The sequence below is a fragment of the Methylophilus sp. Leaf414 genome (genome assembly GCF_001425425.1).
Lineage (GTDB): Bacteria > Pseudomonadota > Gammaproteobacteria > Burkholderiales > Methylophilaceae > Methylophilus.
In genome coordinates this window covers 275,444-295,243 of sequence record NZ_LMQQ01000002.1, presented here as the reverse complement: position 1 = coordinate 295,243, position 19,800 = coordinate 275,444, and the positions used below count along the sequence as shown (strand labels likewise).

General features: G+C 49.8%; 17 protein-coding genes. 4 read left to right on the top strand and 13 right to left on the bottom strand.

Annotated elements, in window-relative coordinates:
* Positions 1 to 10: 10 nt before the first annotated feature.
* From aroB to ASG24_RS05745, 7 genes are all read right to left on the bottom strand, one after another.
* The gene (gene aroB / locus ASG24_RS05775) at positions 11 to 1,090 is read right to left on the bottom strand and encodes a 3-dehydroquinate synthase (protein ID WP_055868847.1); all 1,080 of its coding nucleotides are present in this window, start codon (positions 1,088 to 1,090) and stop codon (positions 11 to 13) included.
* On the bottom strand, positions 1,078 to 1,620 hold the full coding sequence (locus ASG24_RS05770; RefSeq protein WP_055830420.1) for a shikimate kinase: 543 nt from the start codon (positions 1,618 to 1,620) through the stop codon (positions 1,078 to 1,080). The genes aroB and ASG24_RS05770 overlap by 13 nt, the downstream gene beginning before the upstream one ends.
* A gap of 81 nt (positions 1,621 to 1,701) precedes the next feature.
* Complete coding sequence (pilQ, locus tag ASG24_RS05765) at positions 1,702 to 3,921, bottom strand: type IV pilus secretin family protein (RefSeq protein ID WP_055868845.1); 2,220 nt, start codon at positions 3,919 to 3,921, stop codon at positions 1,702 to 1,704.
* Positions 3,918 to 4,448: a pilus assembly protein PilP gene (locus ASG24_RS05760; protein WP_055868843.1), complete on the bottom strand. Its 531-nt coding sequence runs from the start codon at positions 4,446 to 4,448 to the stop codon at positions 3,918 to 3,920. The genes pilQ and ASG24_RS05760 overlap by 4 nt, the downstream gene beginning before the upstream one ends.
* Positions 4,445 to 5,092 carry a type 4a pilus biogenesis protein PilO gene (locus ASG24_RS05755; protein ID WP_055868841.1) on the bottom strand — a complete coding sequence of 216 codons (648 nt, stop codon included), beginning with the start codon at positions 5,090 to 5,092 and terminating at the stop codon, positions 4,445 to 4,447. Before ASG24_RS05755 ends, ASG24_RS05760 begins: the two co-directional genes overlap by 4 nt.
* 8 nt (positions 5,093 to 5,100) lie before the next feature.
* The gene (locus tag ASG24_RS05750; RefSeq protein ID WP_055868840.1) at positions 5,101 to 5,694 is read right to left on the bottom strand and encodes a PilN domain-containing protein; all 594 of its coding nucleotides are present in this window, start codon (positions 5,692 to 5,694) and stop codon (positions 5,101 to 5,103) included.
* A complete protein-coding gene (locus tag ASG24_RS05745; RefSeq protein WP_055868838.1) occupies positions 5,691 to 6,764 on the bottom strand; it encodes a pilus assembly protein PilM in 1,074 nt (357 codons plus the stop codon). Before ASG24_RS05745 ends, ASG24_RS05750 begins: the two co-directional genes overlap by 4 nt.
* A 192-nt stretch (positions 6,765 to 6,956) precedes the next feature.
* Here ASG24_RS05745 and ASG24_RS05740 point away from each other — a divergent pair, with 192 nt between their 5' ends.
* Positions 6,957 to 9,395: a penicillin-binding protein 1A gene (locus ASG24_RS05740; protein WP_229008134.1), complete on the top strand. Its 2,439-nt coding sequence runs from the start codon at positions 6,957 to 6,959 to the stop codon at positions 9,393 to 9,395.
* A 24-nt stretch (positions 9,396 to 9,419) separates the two neighbouring features.
* Positions 9,420 to 10,076, top strand: a complete 657-nt coding sequence (locus ASG24_RS05735; protein WP_055830433.1) for a hypothetical protein — start codon at positions 9,420 to 9,422, stop codon at positions 10,074 to 10,076.
* A 1-nt stretch (position 10,077) separates the two neighbouring features.
* On the opposite strand, the gene ASG24_RS05730 is transcribed toward ASG24_RS05735, so the two are convergent.
* From ASG24_RS05730 to ASG24_RS05705, 6 genes are all read right to left on the bottom strand, one after another.
* The gene (locus ASG24_RS05730; RefSeq protein ID WP_235562323.1) at positions 10,078 to 11,814 is read right to left on the bottom strand and encodes a TolC family protein; all 1,737 of its coding nucleotides are present in this window, start codon (positions 11,812 to 11,814) and stop codon (positions 10,078 to 10,080) included.
* Positions 11,811 to 13,118 (bottom strand): HlyD family secretion protein, encoded by a 1,308-nt coding sequence (locus ASG24_RS05725; protein WP_055868833.1) that lies wholly within the window; start codon positions 13,116 to 13,118, stop codon positions 11,811 to 11,813. The genes ASG24_RS05730 and ASG24_RS05725 overlap by 4 nt, the downstream gene beginning before the upstream one ends.
* Positions 13,108 to 14,802 (bottom strand): peptidase domain-containing ABC transporter, encoded by a 1,695-nt coding sequence (locus tag ASG24_RS05720; protein WP_055868831.1) that lies wholly within the window; start codon positions 14,800 to 14,802, stop codon positions 13,108 to 13,110. The genes ASG24_RS05725 and ASG24_RS05720 overlap by 11 nt, the downstream gene beginning before the upstream one ends.
* 144 nt (positions 14,803 to 14,946) lie before the next feature.
* The gene (locus ASG24_RS05715) at positions 14,947 to 16,347 is read right to left on the bottom strand and encodes an ammonium transporter (RefSeq protein ID WP_055868829.1); all 1,401 of its coding nucleotides are present in this window, start codon (positions 16,345 to 16,347) and stop codon (positions 14,947 to 14,949) included.
* 15 nt (positions 16,348 to 16,362) lie between these two features.
* Positions 16,363 to 16,701, bottom strand: a complete 339-nt coding sequence (glnK, locus tag ASG24_RS05710) for a P-II family nitrogen regulator (RefSeq protein WP_018986930.1) — start codon at positions 16,699 to 16,701, stop codon at positions 16,363 to 16,365.
* Between the two features lie 76 nt (positions 16,702 to 16,777).
* Complete coding sequence (locus ASG24_RS05705) at positions 16,778 to 17,749, bottom strand: TorF family putative porin (RefSeq protein WP_055868828.1); 972 nt, start codon at positions 17,747 to 17,749, stop codon at positions 16,778 to 16,780.
* A gap of 254 nt (positions 17,750 to 18,003) precedes the next feature.
* On the opposite strand from ASG24_RS05705, the gene ASG24_RS05700 reads away from it, so the two are divergent.
* Complete coding sequence (locus tag ASG24_RS05700; RefSeq protein WP_055868826.1) at positions 18,004 to 18,252, top strand: accessory factor UbiK family protein; 249 nt, start codon at positions 18,004 to 18,006, stop codon at positions 18,250 to 18,252.
* 45 nt (positions 18,253 to 18,297) lie between these two features.
* Positions 18,298 to 19,797, top strand: coding sequence for a YifB family Mg chelatase-like AAA ATPase (locus ASG24_RS05695; RefSeq protein WP_055868824.1), 1,500 nt, complete (start codon positions 18,298 to 18,300; stop codon positions 19,795 to 19,797).
* Positions 19,798 to 19,800 lie beyond the last annotated feature (3 nt).

Genomic DNA, 19,800 nt, shown 5'->3' with positions numbered 1-19,800 from the left:
TCTATTGGTATCAGGCAGCCTGTGACAGTGTCTGCTTGAGTTTATCGGCATCATAATCGGCTGTGATCACTGCCTTGCCTATGCCTTGTTGCAGGATAAGCCGAATGCGGCCATCCGATACTTTTTTATCCAGCTGCATCAGCCGCAAGTACTCTTCAGCGCCAAAGTCTGGCGCATCGAGCGGCAATTTAGCGGCTTGCAGAATTGCTTTGATACGTTGAACCTCTGCAGCATTCAGCCAGCCCATGCGTTGGGACAAGTCTGCCGCCATCACAGTTCCGGTCGCCACCGCTTCACCATGCAACCACACGCCATAACCCATGGCATTTTCAATGGCATGGCCAAATGTATGGCCCAGATTTAGCAAGGCTCGTTCACCTTGCTCATGCTCATCCGCCGCGACCACTTCAGCCTTGTTCTGGCATGAACGATAAATGGCATAGCTAGCGACTGCAGGATCCAATGCCATCAATGCAGACATATTGGTTTCCAGCCAGTCAAAAAAATCGGCATCGCGAATCAGGCCATACTTGATCACTTCAGCCACACCTGCCGATAACTCACGTTGCGGCAATGTTTTTAGCGTATCAATATCAGCCAATACCAGTTTTGGCTGATAAAACGCGCCTATCATGTTTTTACCCAATGGGTGGTTAATTCCGGTTTTACCACCGACGCTGGAATCCACCTGTGATAGTAAAGTCGTAGGCACCTGGATAAATGGTACGCCGCGCAAATAAGTCGCCGCCGCATAGCCGGTCAAATCCCCAATGACGCCCCCGCCCAATGCGATTAGCGTGGTATTACGCTCACAGCGGTTTTGCAGCAAATGATCATAAATAATCTGCAGGGTATCGTTATTTTTATACGCCTCGCCATCCGGCAGAATAATTTCAATCACACTCACGCCAGCATCTCTTAAAGGCTGGGCAAGCGCATGCATGTACAAAGGTGCTACGGTGGTATTGCTGACAATCGCCACTTGCTTGCGTTTGAGGTGCGGCAGAATCAGATCGACCTGCCCTAAAAGGCCGTTGCCGATATGAATGGGGTAGCTACGGTCAGCCAGGCTAACAGTTAGGGTTTGCATGATGACTCCAGCGCGCGCAATGCAGTTTCTATTTTATGAATAATGACGGTCACCGGTTGATGCCCGGTATCGACGATTAGATCGGCAGTCTCGGTGTATAGGGGATTACGAGCATGAAACAATTGTTCCAGCTTGGCTTTGACATCTACGTTTTGTAACAAAGGGCGATTTTTATCGTTGCGGGTACGCAGATACAGCTCATTGACGTTGGCACGCAGGTAAATCACATAGCCATATTTTTTAAGTATGGCGCGATTTTCCGGAGCGATAATCGCCCCGCCTCCGGTAGCCAGCACGATATTATCCTGCTGCCCGAATTCTTCCAGCGTGGACGTTTCGCGCTTGCGAAAGCCAGCCTCCCCTTCCAACTCGAAGATAGTGGGGATTTTAACGCCGGTGCGCTGCTCGATCACGTGGTCGGTATCATAGAAGGTTTTACCCAGACTTTTGGCGATCAACTTGCCAACCGTGGTTTTGCCTGCACCCATTAAACCGATTAAAAAAATATTATTTGGTATACGCTCACCCATAAAAAAGCCCAACCGATCCAGTTGGGCATTTTAAGGCAAAGAGGGTCCGCTGTCAGTAACAGCGGCGTTTGCAACAGGTAATTAGTTCAAGGCCAGCGTTTCATCCATAACTTTAGGTGTGATGAAAATCAGCAACTCCGTTTTGTCTTCCTGCTTGGTATTGCGTTTGAACGCGTACCCAACCACTGGCAAATCGCCAAAGAACGGTACTTTGTCAGTAGCCTTACGTGATACTTGCTCGTAGATACCGCCGAGAACCACCGTTTCACCATTGCCTACCAGCACTTGTGTTTGCACGTTCTGGGTATTGATTGCGACACCACCAGGCAGCGTTTCCCCTCTACTATCTTTGCGTACATCCAAATCCATAATAATTTTCTGGTCTGGCGTAATCTGGGGGGTGACTTCGAGGCTCAATTCAGCTTTTTTGAAGCTTACTGCCGTTGCACCACTGCTGGTCGCTGTCTGGTAAGGGATTTCCACGCCTTGTGCAATACGTGCTTTTTGCTGGTTGGCAGTAGTCACGCGCGGGCTCGAAATTACCTTGCCGCGTGCATCTGCTTCCAGTGCAGACAACTCAAGATTCAACAGTAAGTTGGCTGACAATTTAAGCAGGCTTAAGGCAATGCCACCATAAGCATTGGTCACCGGCAGGTTAGACATCAAATCAGGCAGGCCATCAGAACTGGTCAATGTACTGCCATTATTGCTGGCGGTCTGGATACTGCCGTTATGTGTACCTTGCGTCGCCACACCTGTAGCGGAAACTTCCGTGAAGCGGTTGCCTAACGAGCCGCTTACTGTCATATTGGTATTGCTGCCTGGCGTTCCCGTTTGGGTAATCCCGAAACGTGCACCTAAGGCTTTCGAGAAAGTGTTGGAGGCGATCACCATACGCGATTCAATCATCACCTGTTTCACAGGCACGTCTACCTTGTTAATGATTGCCTGAATCTCTTCCAGTTTTTTCGGTGTGTCCTGGACAAAAATTGTATTGGTACGCACATCAAAAGTGACGCTGCCTCGCTGTGACAGGATGCGGTTCATTCGCCCCGCAGCAGATCCGGTAGAGCTTCCCGTTGAAGCGCCAGCTGCCATACCAGGCCCACCTCCCAGCAACATACTTCTGAAATCAGCCGCTTTCTGGTACCTGAGTGAAAAAACTTCGGTCCGCAAGGTCTCCAGCGTTTCACGCTCGGCATCAGCTGTTAATTGCGCTTTTTCCTTGGCTGCAAATTCTTCTGCCGGGGCAATGGAAATCACACTGCCATTGACGCGCATATCCAGGCCCTTGCTTTGCATAATGACATCCAAAGCCTGGTCCCAAGGCACATCCTTCAAGCCTATCGTTACACTGCCCGAAACCGAGTCACTGACCACAATATTTTTACCGGTGAAGTCAGCAATCACTTTCAGCACATCCCTTACATCCACGCGTTGGAAGTTAAGCGACAATTTTTCACCAGCATAGCCCTGTTTAGAGCCCTGGATCAACTTATTAGGGTCTTTTACCAATGGGCGGATATCTACTACCAGCTTGCGATCAGCCTGATACGCAGACTGCTCCCAATCACCTTGCGGCTCAATCACAATTTGCGCCTGGTTATTGTGGCGCAGGGCATCTACATAAAGCACTGGTGTGTTGAAGTTGATTACATTCAGGCGGCGCTGCAACGACTCTGGTAACTCAGTGTTGGTGAAATCAATCACCACTGTTTTACCGGCATTGCGCACATTCACACCCACATGACTGTCGGAGAGGTCTACTACAATGCGTCCTTCACCATTTTTGCCACGTACAAAATCTATATTCTGAACACGATGTTGAGCAAGCGCGACAGGTTCGGAGAAGCGTTTTGCAGCTACTGTTGCTGGAGCCAATTCGCCGCTTTCTTGAGCAAGTGCAATCATCAATGCACTTTGCTTTAATTGCAACTGATGTTGCACCGGTTTAGACAGATTCAGCACTACCCGGCTTCGATCATTCGCCTGTACTATCTGCACAGTCTTCAGTGCGCCCTGATTAACAGCAACCACATTCTTGCCGGTAGCATTGCTGGTGCGCGGAATATCGAAGACGACTCTGGGCGGATTCGATAAGGTAAAGCTCGCCGGTGCGGTGGCCAAAGGCTGTGACATTTGCAGTTGTACGTTCAGCCGGCCGCCTGGTAGCGTTGTTACCTCAATGGCTTGCAGTTGATTATTACCTGCAGGCATTTCTGCCGCCATTACCGGTTGCGCTGTCATCACAACGAACAATAGTGCTAGCTTTGTAGCAAAAGAAATATATGTTTTCATCATTGATGTTCCTGCAATTCCAATGTCGTCATTTGCTCGGCCCATTCACCGGTTACCTGGTCCTGAATGGTCTCTTTAATTCTTAATTCATACTTTAATGTCTGTTTGTTTTCTGCCAGCGAAGTGATTAGCCCCAGCTTCTCTCCCATGTATTGCCCAGGCTTAACCTGGTAGACCATGTTGTCAGGCGTTTGTATGGCGGCAAATATTTTGTTCTGTTTGCTCAATACACCAACAAACTTGAGACCTTCTAGGGGATAAGCTTCCAGTGGCTCTTTATGCCGTTTAAGATCAGGCTGCAAAGCACTTTTTACTGTGGCTTTGCGTGGCACAAAGGGGTCATGCAAAGCAGCGTCTGCGTTATATTGTTTAGGCGAAAAACCTTGCACTTGCGGCAATGGCTCAATCGGGGCCGAAGCAGACTGACTAGCGTCATTCATGAACTGTGTCAGGTCGTCTTCCTGCGCCTTACCGCATCCCGTCAGCAACATGGCCGACATCACCATTAATAAATATTTATGACACATCATTTCTTAACCGCCTTGGCATCTTCTTTTGCCTTGCGTGCAGCCACTTCTTCCGCATCCAGGTAGCGATAAGTTTTCGCGACAGCTTCCATCACCAGCACCTCTTTATGGGGATGTCTATCATCCTTAGCCATCGGCTGTATTTGTAAATTGTGTAATGTCACAATCCGCGATAGCTTAGCCACCTCGGTGACAAAAGCACCCAGCTCGTGATACCTGCCCAACACTTTAATATTGATGGGCTTTTCGGCATAAAACTCTGCAAACACCTCCGGCTGCGGCACAAATGCTTCAAAAGATAATCCCTGACTTAATCCAGCCTGGTTGATATCGGTTAACAATCCATCCATTTCCGACCTATCCGGCAGCTGTTTCAGCAATACGCCAAACGTACGCTGAATCTCCAGAACTTGTTGCTCATAGGCTTTAATCTTGATGGCCTGCATATTTTTCGCAAGGTACTCATCGCGTAAGCCTTGCTCTTTTTCTTTTTCAGCACGCAGTTCTTTAAGATTGGGATTCAGTAAAAACATATAACCCAGTACCAGAATCATCACAGCCAGTATGCTTAACAGCACCACTTTCATGGGCAATGGCAAGTTGCCGGCATTTTTTAAATCTATATTATTAAAATCCGAAAGTTGCATGATGCGGGCTATCCTTTTGGCGACGCCGGCTTTTGCTCGGCTTGGTTACCAGCGGGTTGATCCTGCTTGAGCGTGATCCTGATAACAAATTCATATATCTTGAGATCCTGCGCAGAATTACTCGCCTGGATCTCCACCAGGTTAGGGTTATGGATAACAGAAGACCCGCTCAGGTTATGCACTAACGAAGCCACACGGCTGTTGGTGTCAGCAGTGCCTTTAAGCTCTATCTCATTCTCAATCTGCTTGATGCTTTTCAGTGTCACGCCTTCCGGCAACAACCTTGCAAGTTCATCCAGTATCTGTACAGCCTGGTTCCTGTCACTCTGCAATCCTTCAACGATTTGCTTGCGCTCCAGTACATGCTGGATCTGTTCTTTCAAGGTTTTGATGATGACGATTTCCTTATCCAGCCTCACCATCTCATCCTGCAAGCGCTGGTTACGATTCTGCTGGGTGCGGATCTGGGCGTTGATATAACTCCAGCTGACAAACACTATCGCGGCTGCCGCAATCGCGACCAGTGATGCCAGCAGGCCAAACTCGCGCTGGCGTTCGGCACGGCGAATCTGGCGATGCGGTAACAGGTTGATCTTAATCATGCGTCTACACCCCGCAATGCCAGGCCACAGGCAATCATCAATGCAGGGGCGTCGGTTTCGAGTTGTGATGGTTTTACTTTATTCACCAGCGTCATGCCTTGAAACGGATTGGCAACCAGTGTATGTATCTCGGTTTTTTGCTGAATAAGCGCAGCCAGGCCTACTGTTGCAGAAACACCTCCGGCCAGCAGCAAGTGATCCACTTTGCTGTACTGGGTAGAGTTGGTAAAAAAAGAAACGGCACGTGCTGCCTCACCTGCCAGTGTTTGCAGAAACGGCTGCAATACTTCCTGGTCATACGAATCCGGCAATCCGCCCTGGCGTTTGGCAATTTCACTTTCTTCAGCCGAGAGGCCAAACCGGCGCTGTATCTCTTGAGACAGCATGGCACCACCGAATGCTTGCTCTCTCGAATAAACGGAATGCAATCCAACCATCACGCTGATATGGGTAACATGCGCACCTATATCGAGAATCATGGTGACCGTCTTTTTGTTATGGCCGGGCAATTGTCTGAAAATCTGGCGGTAAGCCGTTTCAGTAGCGTAAGCATCCACATCCATAATGCTGACTTTCAGGCCAGCCTCTTCTGCCACTGCCACACGGTCATCAATCTTTTCTTTTTTGGCGGCGGCAATCAGCACTTCCACTTCGTCCGTGCTCTTGCCAATCGGCCCCAGTACCTGGAAATCCAGGTTCATCTCTTCGAGAGGGAAAGGAATGTATTGATTCGCTTCAGCCTCAACTTGTAATTCGAGGTCTTCATCACTCAAGCCTGCAGGCATAATCACACGTTTAGAAATCACTGCCGATGCGGGCAAAGCCATGACTACCTGTTTCGCACGCGAACCCAGCAATCGCCATGTAGAACGTATGGTGTCTGCCACTTGGGTTAAATCATTGATATTGCCATCGCTGATTACACCTTTAGGCAGGGCAATATTGGCGTAACCATCCAGTCGGAACTGCTGCTTGCCAATCGCCGTTAACTCCACCATCTTGATGGCGGTTGCGCTGACATCCACACCGATAAAACTGGTTTTTTTGCGTTGTAAAAAGCCTAGGCTCAACTGAATCGCCCTTAAATAGAATTAAATGCTTAGAGGGTTATGCATCAACCGTGCCAACCACTCCACTTTTAAATGTGTTAGTGAATTACTGCTACACCCATCGCGAGACGGGCCCCGACTATTTGCATGATTCCATAATTAACTGCCAATGCATCGGCAAAAAAAGATTACAATTCAGGGGTAATTCTCACGATGGCAACACTAGGCATGAATTCAAAACGCTGGCTACAGTCTTTTCTTTTTATCTCCATCATCGGCAGTTTGATCGTCGCAGCACTACTGGTATTGATGATTAGTATCCTTTACCCTTCGCTGCCGTCGCTTGAAGCGCTGACCGATTACCACCCCAAATTACCGCTGCGGATTTACGATGCAGAAAGCAACCTGATTGGTGAGTTCGGCCAGGAAAGACGCGCGTTTGTGCCGATTGAACAAACACCCAAGGTCATGAAAGATGCCATCCTGGCGATTGAAGACCGACGCTTTTACCAGCACAACGGCATTGACACCACCGGCATTCTGCGGGCGATCCGCAACAATATGACTGGGCGTGGCCATGAAGGCGCCAGTACCATTACCATGCAGGTGGCGAAAAACTTTTTCAGCAGCCCGACCACCCCACGCAACATGTGGACCAAAATTAAAGAAGCACTGCTGGCAATTAAAATTGAAAATGCCATCAGCAAAGATAAAATCCTGGAGCTATACCTGAACCAGATTTACCTGGGCGAGCGTGCTTATGGCTTTGCTGCGGCTTCCAGGACTTATTTTGATAAGGATTTGCGGCAGCTTAATTTAGCTGAAGCCGCCTTGCTGGCAGGCTTGCCCAAAGCGCCAAGCAAGTATGACCCCTACATACACCCGGACTTTGCCATCAGACGCCAGCATGAGGTCCTGCGTGACATGCGCCGCTACAACATGATTTCGCAACACGAATTTGATGAGGCCATGCAGGCACCGCTCAAGTTCCAGTCTTCCAAGCGCATGGTGCCAGCACTGGGCGCAGAATATGTGGCTGAAATCGTCAGGACCAGCCTGTACAAACGTTATGGCGAAAAAGTCTATAGCAGCGGATTCAAGGTTTACACCACCATCCATAAACAGCATCAGGAAGCGGCAAATGCAGCCGTTATCCAGGGCATCATCAACTTTGAATTGCGCCATGGGTTCCGCGGCGCAGAAAAAGTAATTTCCCTGCCATCCGGCAAAATGAAGGCTTCGGAAGCCAGGGAATTACTGCGTGATTTTGTCACTTACAACCAGTTTGTGCCCGCCTTGGTCACCAAGGTAGAACCCAACTTGCTCACTTTGGTCACTCAGCGTGGCACGGTTCTCAAGTTGCAGGACAAAGCCATTTTGCTGGTTAAAAATCATATGCCGCCTGCCAAGCGTACCCCACTTACACTCACCGCAGGTTCAGTCATTCGCGTCTACCAGCAAAACGATAACTGGATGGTGGTGCAGTTACCCGAAGTGGAAAGCGGTTTCATTGCCCTCAATCCGGAAACTGGGCAGGTGAATGCATTGATCGGTGGATTTAGCTTCCAGCGCAATAAATATAACCATGTAACGCAAGGGCGTCGCCAACCAGGCTCGAGTTTCAAGCCGTTTATTTACTCTGCTGCGCTGGAAAAAGGGTATTCACCAGCCAGCGTATTTGAAGACGCGCCTATCAGCTTTGCCTCGACCGAAACCGGCAGCAACAGTAACTGGGAGCCACGCAACTATGATGAAAAATACGCAGGTCCTATGCGTCTGCGTGAAGCTTTGGCACAATCAAAGAATACGATTTCTATCCGCCTGATGAATGCCATCGGTGCGCGTTATGCGCAAAACTACCTGCGTAAATTCGGCTTTAATCCGAAGGACCATCCGCCGTATTTATCAACGGCGCTGGGTGCAGGTTCAACCACTTCCTGGCAGCTAGCCGCCGCGTATGCGACATTCGCCAACAGCGGTTACCAGGTGCACCCTTACCTGATTGAAAAAATCACGGATAGTCGTGACAAGGTTGTGATGGCTGTGCAACCAGGCAAGCATATTTCGCAAGAGCGCGTTATAGACCAGCGTAATGCATTCATCATGACAAGTATGCTGCAAGATGTGGTGCGTGACGGTACGGCACGAGCTGCATTATCCCTGCGCCGCCCTGATATTGCAGGTAAAACCGGCACCACCAATGACCAGTTTGATGCCTGGTTTGCCGGTTATCATCCGAAAGAAGTCGCGATAGCCTGGGTAGGTTATGACAACCCGCGTAACCTGGGGCGTGGTGAAACCGGGGGGCGTGCTGCCTTGCCAATCTGGATCAAGTATATGCAGGCTACACTGAAAGGCGTGCCGATTTATCAGTACAAAGTACCTGAAGGTATACTGCAACTGAAAGTAGATGCTTACACCGGCGCGCAAATCGACGAGGATGACCAGGGCATTTATGAGTACTTCTATGAAGAACACTTGCCACAATCGCAACCGGAAAACCTGCCCGGATTGTTTGACCCGGAGAGCGAGCAAGCCCCGGAACAGGATGAACCTTCATTTCTGGAGCGTTTAATTGGTGAACATTCCGGCGGTGATGAAGACAGAAAAGTACCGGTCAACCCTGCTGCAAAATTATTGAGTCCTAACTAGATACTGATTCGTAAAAGCGCGCTTATGTTTGACGATTTTCCAAGTGACCTGCGCCAGGAAATAGCGCAATCGGCAGCCAGGCTGATGTTTGAAGAAGGCATTAGCGACTATGGGCGCGCCAAGCGCAAAGCCGTGAAACTGCTGGGGATCCAGCAGGATGCCCCGTTGCCGACAAATGCAGAGATAGATACAGCTTTGCGGGAATACCATGCGCTTTATGCCGATGAGGCCGATGCCGCGCATTTGCATGATCTGAGGCAGGCAGCACTGCTGACCATGCAGTTATTGCAAAAGTTTAATCCCCACCTGACCGGCCCTGTACTAGACGGCACTGCCGGACCTTATGCAGATACAGATATCCATGTGTTCGCCGAAAGCGCGAAGGAGCTGGAAATATACTTGCTGAACCAGAATATCCCTTACCACGGCGACGAACAGCAATACCGGATGTCAGATCGCCCAGGCAAGCAGAAACATGACCTAGTGCGTAAACGTGTGCCTGTGGTGCTCGTAGAAACCCGGTTTGGTACGCAGCGTATCAGTATTTTTGAGGCGGATGATATCCGTTCAGCGCCGCGTAAAAATGGCGAGAAGTCCGGCATAAACCGGATGAATTTATCGCAGTTTAGCGAGATGGTGCGTTCGCAACAGTCATTGAATACACCATTGCCAAATCAATAGCTTATTGCAGGCTGATCTGGCCGTGACCTAATACCGTACCGGTCGCATACGCCACATCGACCAGCGATATCTGGTAATCACTGATGGCGCGGATTTCCTTCATTTGCGCCTCACCCAGTCGAGTCAGTGTTTCCAGCACTTCTGTCATGGTCCGCAGTCCCTCATTAAACTGTTTGAGCTCTGCTTCGTAGTTGATTCCCGCGACCAATACCTGCTGGCGTGCCGCGATAATCCGTTGCCAGTTCTGGTCTATCTTATCGAGTGCATCGTGAATCTCGCGCTTGACCGTCAATGTCTGCAGCGTCTTGGTGGTTAAACGCTGCATGCGCTGCGCAATCGCGCGGTCCAGCTTGGCTTTGCGCGCCTCATTGCTTACCGGCATCTCGAACTTTAAGCCTAATGACCAGTCGCGGTAACGGCCATCAAACAAATCCTGGCCGATATCACTGAAGCGCTCACCTGAGCCGGACAAAGCACCATATTGATAATCGAGCGAAAACATCGGCAAAGTCTGGTTTTGCAGATAATCAATTTGAATCAGGTCAGCACTTAACTTGAGTTCCTGATCCAGCAACTCGATACGACTGTCCAGTGCATCGCGGATCAAGTGCGCACGGTTAAATTCGAATTTCACCAGCTTTGGAGGACTGGCGGGCACCCAGGGCGATTGTTTTTCCTGATCATCCGGCAAATCATTCAATAAAAACTGTAATTGTCTATGGGCAAGCTTGAGATTGGTTTCAGCGACAATCAGTGCTTCCATGCGATCTGCCACGCCAATTTCAGCGCGGTTGATTTCGACCGCAGCCGTCAGGCCTTCCTGCACCCGGCGTTTGACCATAGCCATATTCTGGCTGGCATATTCAAACTGGTTTTTCCGGACATCCAGCGCCGCCCAGGCTTCGTATAACTCCCAATAAGCCTTATCCACCATCGCCACAATGCGGATCATCTGCAAACGGGTGCGCAATTGCACCCCATCCCGGTCCAGTTCGGCTATGCGGATACTGGCCTCATTCACATCACGCCCGGCATTGCGCAACAACGGCTGACTAAAGGAAAAACGCAGCGCACTACGGTATTGGTCGCTGGCAAATTTACCCAGACTTTGCCGGTTTTCCAGCGGCGCACTCAGGGTTACGGTACCACCGGTACGCAATGGCACCTTGATGCCAGCCTCCACATCCCAGTATTCTTTTTTCTGGGCATCGAGGTTTAATTTAGCCAATTCACCATCCAGCAACGGATTGTCGGATTTGAAAATCACTTTGTCACCAGACATCGGTGGCGTGTCTTTCTCGGCATATTTGGCATAAGCGAAAATCACCTGGTCAAATTTGGCCTGCTCTTCGCGCAATGACTGTTTGGCTAGTTCAGGATCCATCCGGGCGACTTTCACCTGTAAATTGTTTTGCAGTGCACGTTGGCGGATATCGGCAATGGTGACCTGCTGACCTGGCGCTTCGGGCAGCATACTGTCGTCTTCAGGGTTGTCAAACGGTTGCAATGCGCGCTTGAGATCGACCGCTACTGAAGGCCTTCGTTGCTGCTTCTTGATTGCGTCGTGCAAAGGTTGGGCGGGTTGTTGACTGTAGTTTTCCAACGTTCTGCCTTCAGGCTTTTCCAGTCGCTGGCGGGTGCGTGTATCACTCACTTCGTCTGCATATGCCATATTGCTCACCATGACCAATATGCACAACGTCGCAGACCATGGCCTGATGCCTGATACTCGCCTCATGCCGGTTTGCCCGTGCCAGTATTCAACGGTGTTACCTCATGCGGAATACGCGGAGGAAAGCCGTTCAACAAACGCCAGAGTTCATAACCGATAGTGACGCGCTCCAGCAACACCCAGCCCTTGGCACTAATACCCTGCCGCAGGAATCTCGGCGATGGCCATTCTGGCGAGCCGGGTTTGTGCACAACCATAATGCGGAAGTGACCGCTGCCATTATCGGTAGGGTCAACAAAAGAAATTTCCCCTTCAAAGGTACCGACGCCCACTTGTGCCCAGCCCGGCACCTGAATGGCAGGCCAACCTTCAAACTCCAGACGAACGACACTCTTCTGGGTAATCAAAGGCGCATCCCGGCCATCTACCCACAACTCGACGGCACGTTGTGACGTATGCGGCACGATGATCAATAAGGGGTCGCCCTGTTTGATGATTTGTGATTGCGAATTCACCGGCAAGCGGAAAATAGTGCCGTCACGCGGTGCAACGATCTTTTGCATGTTTTGCCGTGCTAACGAGATTTCGGAACTATGCAGGCTATTTTCACTATCGGCCATTTCACCTTTAATCTTATTGATGGTCGCAGAAGTGGAGTCCAGGTAAGCTTGGGTATCAGAACGGATCTGCTGAATATCGGCACCGGCAGAACTGGCTTCTGCCTTCGCGGATTGCAACTGTGCCTGCGCCGAATTCAAGTTACGGCTGGCAATAATATGGTCGCGTTCGGCTACTTCCAGGTCACGTTTGGACACAAGACCGTCATTAAATAAACGTTGCAGCCGCGCCACTTGCGAACTGGCTGCATCAAGTGTAGCCTGTGCAGAATTCACCGCCTCCTGACTGCTGCGGATTTTTTGGTTGGCGACATCAAGTTTGTATTGGGCAGCGGCGATTTTGGCATCGCGGGCGGAAGTCAGGCTTTGTTTTTGCAATTCATAAGCACTCAACTCATCCTGCTTAGCCATGAATTTGCTTTGCAGATTGTCCCTTTGTGCTTCCAGGCGCTGCTTGAAGTTAGGGTCGGTATCACTGATTTCCAGCAGCAAATCGCCTTCTTTGACTTGAGTACCTTCTTGCACATGCCAGCGATTGATCAAGCCACTTACCGGCGCATCTATGGTTTGCACACGCTCCGAAGGAGAATAAGCCGTGACTTTACCCAATGCCGTCACGTTTTGCTGCCACGGTAAAAACATAAAGATGGTCGGCAATACCAGCAACAGCCAGGCCATGCGCTTGATCCACAAGCGCAAGCGCTCTGGTGTTTCAACGCCGCGTACCAGAGGGGTGGGCAGCTTAATTTGCATGTTCAGCCCCTGACTTGCCGTTGCTGCCTGGCTTATTATTGGCAGATTCCAGGGTAATCACCTGCTGGAACTGCTCTGCAATATGCTTGAAGCGAGTAGTCACAATCAGCATCCAGTTTGCCTCGTAGCGTTTCAGCATTGCCAGCACCTGATCCAGTTCGTACTGGGCCAAGCCATCAAGCAACCCGTCGATAATCATCAAATCCGGAGCGCCGATAATTGCCCTCGCCATCATCAACCGCTGAAGTTGCGTGTAAGACATGGGGGCGCCATAGTCGGTCAGTTCGGTTTCTATCCCATTCTCAAGCTTACTGATGTCTTCCCATAACCCCAGTATCTGCAATACATCGACAATGACGTCAATCTCAATATCATTTCGGGTCAAGCGCAAATTATCGAGGATAGTACCTTGCTGCCATTCGACCTTGCCCGCCACACCGATACGGTCACGCAAATGATCCAGATCCAGTTGGCGCAGATCAATGCCGTTGTAGGTCAAATGCCCTTGGGCCGGTTGACGCAATCCTGTGATCAGCTCAAGCAAAGTGCTCTTGCCGGTCCCCAATGCCCCAAGAATCGCCAGGCTCTGTCCGCGCCGCAGGGTAAAGTTAAGGTTGTTCACCAGCACCGTTTGCTGCTGGTGCTGATAACATAAATCGACCACCTGCAATTCGCGGTAGCCATTTTCGTTTGATTGATGCTCGCCTGACACTTCTACCGGCAAGGTTTCCAGCACACCGAGCTTGTCTACCGCGGCAAGCAGATCATAAAAGTATTCCAGCTTGGTGATAAAGCGTACAAAAGCTGACAGCACGCCAAAAATGATCAACTCGGCAGCCACAAACTGGCCGAGGTTGATTTGGCCCTGGATCACCAGCGTACCACCCAGAACCAGCATGCCAGTACCTATCAGCGCATACATGCTGACAGCGCTGATGAGCTGCGTCATTAACACGCGAAAATGATCAGTCCTTGCGTTAAGGTAATACTCGGCCAGATGCTCGGTAGTTTTAAGGGTACGTTGCCGGGCGCCATAAAATTTGGATAACCACTTGTTTCTGGCAATGTTCTCCAGCCAGGCAGCCATGGTGTATTTGGTTTTGGATTCTTGTATTGCAGTCAGTTCGGCCTGCTTGCCGAGCCAGAAAATCACTGCCCACAGAACGACCAGCATAATGATGACCAGGATGCCAAAATACAGGCTATAAAAAAGTAGCACAATGCTGCCTATCAAGCCTTGCAATAAGGCTGTAAGGCCAATGGTAAGCAGTGTCGCAACGGATTTCTGGACCGTCTGGATATCAAAATAGCGGTTGACCAGCTCAACTGGGTTGTTTTTATCGTAAACAGATATATGGATTTGCTGGGTGTTATGCGCTATCAATAAACTATTACGCACAAAAATCCGCCGCTGGATCAGTTCAACCAGGAAGCTTTCAATGACGTAGATGGCGCCGGAAAGACCGAGCAGGCAAAATAGGATAAATCCGACGACGTAGAGCGGTTGCAATACGCCACCCATGGTCACCAGATTGACCATGGTTTGCACCGCGACAGGGGTCGCGATGCCCAACAGGCCATAGCCCATGGTCAGGTAAACCAATAACAGGATATCCTGTTTTTCAAAACTGATTAACTGGGAAACTCGTTGAAGAGGTGTTAATTCGGACTGTGCTTTTGCCATAATAAAGTTATTGTAATTCAGGCCCAGTGCATTGGGGTGTGACAGTATGGATTAAGTTCCAAAAAAAACGGCTCAAGAAGAGCCGTTTTTCCTATCTTGCCTGCAATCCAGGTTCGAAATTAATTACTTCGATCTATCACTATATTAGAGGCTGTACGCACGCTCACCGTGCTCAGTGGTATCTAAGCCTTCGCGCTCGTACTCTTCACTAACACGCAGACCCACTACGACATCAACCACTTTGTAAAGAATCACGCTCACAACACCAGTCCAGATCAGCGTTACGACTACAGCGATGATTTGAGTAGTTACTTGACCGCCCATGGTAACGCCTTCAGCGTAGCCTACACCACCCAGACCAGGTGCCATCAGTACGCCAGTGCCTACTGCGCCCCAGATACCAGCCAGGCCGTGCACACCGAATACATCCAGTGAATCGTCGTAACCCAATGCGCCTTTCAGCTTGGTCACACCCCACAAGCTTACGAAGCTGGCAGTGAAACCGAGGATGATAGAACCCATAGGGCCGATGAAACCACATGCCGGTGTAATTGCTACCAGGCCAGCAACCGCACCTGAAGCAGCACCCAACATGCTTGGCTTGCCTCTGAACAGCCACTCAGCAAAGATCCAGCCGATGACAGCTGCAGCTGTTGCCAATTGGGTATTAATCAATACCATACCGGCAGTCGCATCTGCAGCCAGTTCGCTACCTACGTTAAAGCCGAACCAACCCACCCACAGCAATGAAGCACCAATCATGGTCATCACCAGGTTGTGCGGAGGCATTGCTTCTTTACCGTAACCGATACGCTTGCCTAACATCAATGCGCCGACTAATGCAGCCACACCAGCGTTGATATGTACGACAGTACCACCGGCAAAGTCTTTGGCACCCAATTCAGCCAGGTAACCACCACCCCACACCATATGCGCGATTGGGATATAAGCAAATGTCACCCATAAAGCAGTAAATAGCAGCACGGCAGAGAACTTGATGCGCTCAGCAAAACCACCGACGATCAAGCCAGGTGTTAACGCAGCAAAAATCATCTGGAAGGTCAGGAACACATATTCAGGGATCGTGCCGGACAAACTGTCAGTCGTGATACCAGACAAAAATGCCTTGCTCAAGCCGCCGACAATCATATTGCCCTCAGTGAATGTCAGGCTGTAGCCATAAGCCGCCCACAACACAGAGATCAGCGAGAACACCACAAAAACCTGCATCAATACTGACAACATGTTTTTCTGGCGTACCAAACCACCATAGAACAGTGCCAGGCCAGGAATCGTCATCAGGATCACCAGCACAGTCGCGATAATCATGAATGCGGTATTACCGACATCCAGTGTCGCAGGTGCAGCGGCGGCCTCAGCGGGTGCGGCTTCTGCTGCTGGCGCTTCGGCTGCAGGTGCAGCATCAGGCGTCACTGTTTCCGTCACCGTAACAGTTTCTGTCACGGTTTCTTCAGCATAGGTGACTGGAGTTGCTGCCAAACCCATCAGGGCGACCAGCGATAATACAGAAAGAATTTTCTTCATAGCTGAAGCCCTCTCCTATAACGCATCCGGACCGGTTTCACCGGTGCGGATACGATAAACTTGTTCCAAATCGAAGACAAATACTTTGCCATCGCCAATCTTGCCAGTCGCCGCCGCTTTCTCGATGGCATCCACCACCTGGTCCAGCATATCGTCTTTAATGGCTACTTCGAGTTTTACTTTTGGTAAAAAGTCTACGACATATTCAGCGCCACGATACAACTCGGTATGCCCCTTTTGGCGTCCAAACCCCTTTACTTCAGTGACGGTGATGCCTTGTACCCCGATGTTGGACAAAGCTTCACGCACTTCATCAAGCTTGAACGGCTTGATTATTGCGGACACAAATTTCATTTGCTTCTCCTGTTGTTAACTCTGGCAGGCACCGTGCCCGCCAGATGTGTTTACAGCACTTATGTTTTTACAACACTTAGAACGTACGCGTCAGAGTAAATACCAAACGACCTTCGTTCAAATCTTTACTTTGGGCACGAGTTGCATCGCCTTTGCCGTTAAAACTTGTACCGCCGTAGCCATTCTCACCCCAGTATTGCTTGTTGCTGGCGCCTACGTAGTAGATACCACCGTTCCAGCCTTCAGAGGCACCGATTTTAAACGCTTTGCTCAACCCGATTTTGTAGTCAGTGTAATCAGGGCTGGAAGCACCTGAAAAGCTTGTACTTGGACCGTTAATACCACCATCACTTGTAAACGTAGTATCCAGTTTACCATTGACATTCAATTGGCCCACGTGACCCACCAGTGTCAGGTCCCACCATGGCAATGGATAGTTTGCGTTCACTTCAAAATAAGTACTGCCTTTTGTACTACCATCCCAGCCGGTTGCGCGCTCAGCACCAAACCAGTCAGTCAATGTTACAGAAAGCTTGGTACTTAACCAGCCATACGCCAGGCCAAAGTTGACTTCAGCAGTGTCCCAGCGGCCACCACGTGGTGTCAATACAGTGTTTGCACCATCTGGTCCAAGGGCAGCAGAGCTTCTGTATTTTTTCCATGAACCACCTGGATACAGGTAACCGATCAAACCAACGCTGTAGCCCAAACCTTCAACGCCAGGTACGGACCCATTATAACCACCGTAGACATCAATTTCAGCCGTGGCATCAGGGAAAGTGTTTGGTGTGACGTTAGAACCCCATGCGCCGACGTAAAAGCCGCTGTCATGCGTAATATCCAGGCCACCTTGTACAGAAGGTTTGTGCCAGTTTTGTGAAATACCACGTGCGTAGTAATCAGACACGAAGCCAATGTTGGCTGTCGCTGCCCAAGGAGATTTTGCTTCTACAGCCGCGGGCGCTTTTTCTTCAGCTTCAGCTGCATAAGAAACTTGTGCGAGTGACAAGGTGCCTAATACTGCTGTAAGTAAAATAGATTGACGCATTTATGAGTCCTCTCTCTATAAAGTCTTGATCGAATTGTTGTAAACGAGAATGAAACAACATTGACCACTAAGCAAGGCATGTGCCAATCAACATAATTGTTTAAAATCATATATTTAAGTTATTATTTAAAATTTTAATTTCTTATACTTTCATAACCATTTGATTTTTATAGTTTTTATATAAAAATTAGGCGTTAAATTTAGATTTTCTGTTGCTTTACATGCTAGAATTCCAGAAAAAGGAGCAATAAATTATGCTATTTTCAAATGAGAAAATCAGAGAATTATCTTTTAAAATCAAACAATTAATTGATTCAAGCCCAATTTCAGAGCTTGAATCAAATATTCATGCACTAATTCAGGGCATGCTCACCAAAATGGAACTTGTTTCCCGTGAAGAATTCGATATCCAGTCGGCTTTACTCGCCCGTACCCAGCAACAATTACGAGTACTGGAAGAAAAAATCAGCACCTTGGAACAAGCTCAAACCTCAGAAAAGTAAAAAATAATTTACAATTGTTAGCATTCCGTTAAGCAGGAGTGCAGCATGAGTCTGGCAGTGTTATATAGTCGCGCTTTAAGCGGGATGGAAGCACCAGAAGTGGTCGTAGAAGTACATTTAGCTAATGGCTTGCCCAGCTTTACCATAGTTGGATTACCGGAAACCGAGGTCAAAGAGAGCAAGGATCGGGTTCGCGCCGCTATCCAGACCGCGCAATTCGAATTTCCGGCCAGAAGGATAACCGTCAACCTGGCCCCTGCAGATTTACCTAAAGAAGGTGGTCGCTACGACTTGCCTATCGCTCTAGGCATTCTGGCCGCCTCCGGCCAGCTTCCCAAAAAGCATTTAGGCAATTATGTGATTGCCGGCGAGCTGGCCCTTACGGGTGCATTGCGTCCGATTCGCGGCGCACTCGCCATGACTTATCAATTACAACAGGATACCGAAAATATGCGGGCGGCGATTCTGCCCCAAGAGAGTGCATACGAGGCCAGTTTGGTCGAAGGCTCAACGATTTATGCCGCCGACAGCCTGCTGGCCGTTTGTGCGCACTTGTCTGAAAAACAGGCGTTGTCACAGCAACCCGCCATGGCTCATAGCGAAACACCCATATTGGCGGACTACCGGGAAGTGAAAGGGCAGCTGCGCGCCAAGCGTGCGCTTGAGCTCGCCGCTGCCGGACAACATAGTCTGTTGATGAGCGGCCCGCCCGGTACCGGAAAAAGCATGCTGGCGCACCGGTTTATGAGCATCTTGCCGGCGATGTCTACACAGGAAGCGCTGGAGAGCGCGGCCATCTTGTCGCTCAATAGCCAATTCCCCGCTTCAAGCTGGAGACAGCGATCTTTTCGCGCACCACACCATACTGCCTCAGCAGTCGCACTAGTCGGCGGTGGCAGCGTACCGCGTCCAGGAGAGATCAGTCTTGCCCATCATGGCGTGTTATTCCTCGATGAGCTGCCCGAGTTTGACAGAAAAGTATTGGAGGTTCTGCGCGAACCCCTAGAAAGCGGCACGATTACGATCTCGCGCGCGGCCAGGCAAGCCACCTTCCCGGCACAGTTTCAGTTACTAGCAGCCATGAACCCCTGCCCATGCGGGTATTATGGCCACTATAACCAGCGCTGCCGCTGTACGCCGGAACAGATAGCGCGTTACAAAAACAAGCTTTCCGGCCCGCTGCTGGATCGCATCGATATGAACATTGAAGTCCCCGCGCTCAAACCGGAAGAGTTAAGCCATAGCCAGGTGGGCGAAGCCAGCGTCAATATACGGGAGCGTGTGATGCTGGCAAGGCAGCGGCAGATGCAGCGACAAAACAAACCGAATGCCGCGCTGGGGCCACTGGAAATCGAAGCACACTGTCAGCTAAATGATAAAAGCCATGTGTTGCTACAGGCGGCGATGAAGAAATTCTCGCTGTCTGCGCGTAGTTATCACCGCATCCTGAAACTGGCGCGCACGATTGCAGATTTAGCTGAGAGCCCCACGATTAGTGATACACATATCGCTGAAGCGTTACAATATCGACGTTATGAATATTGAAAG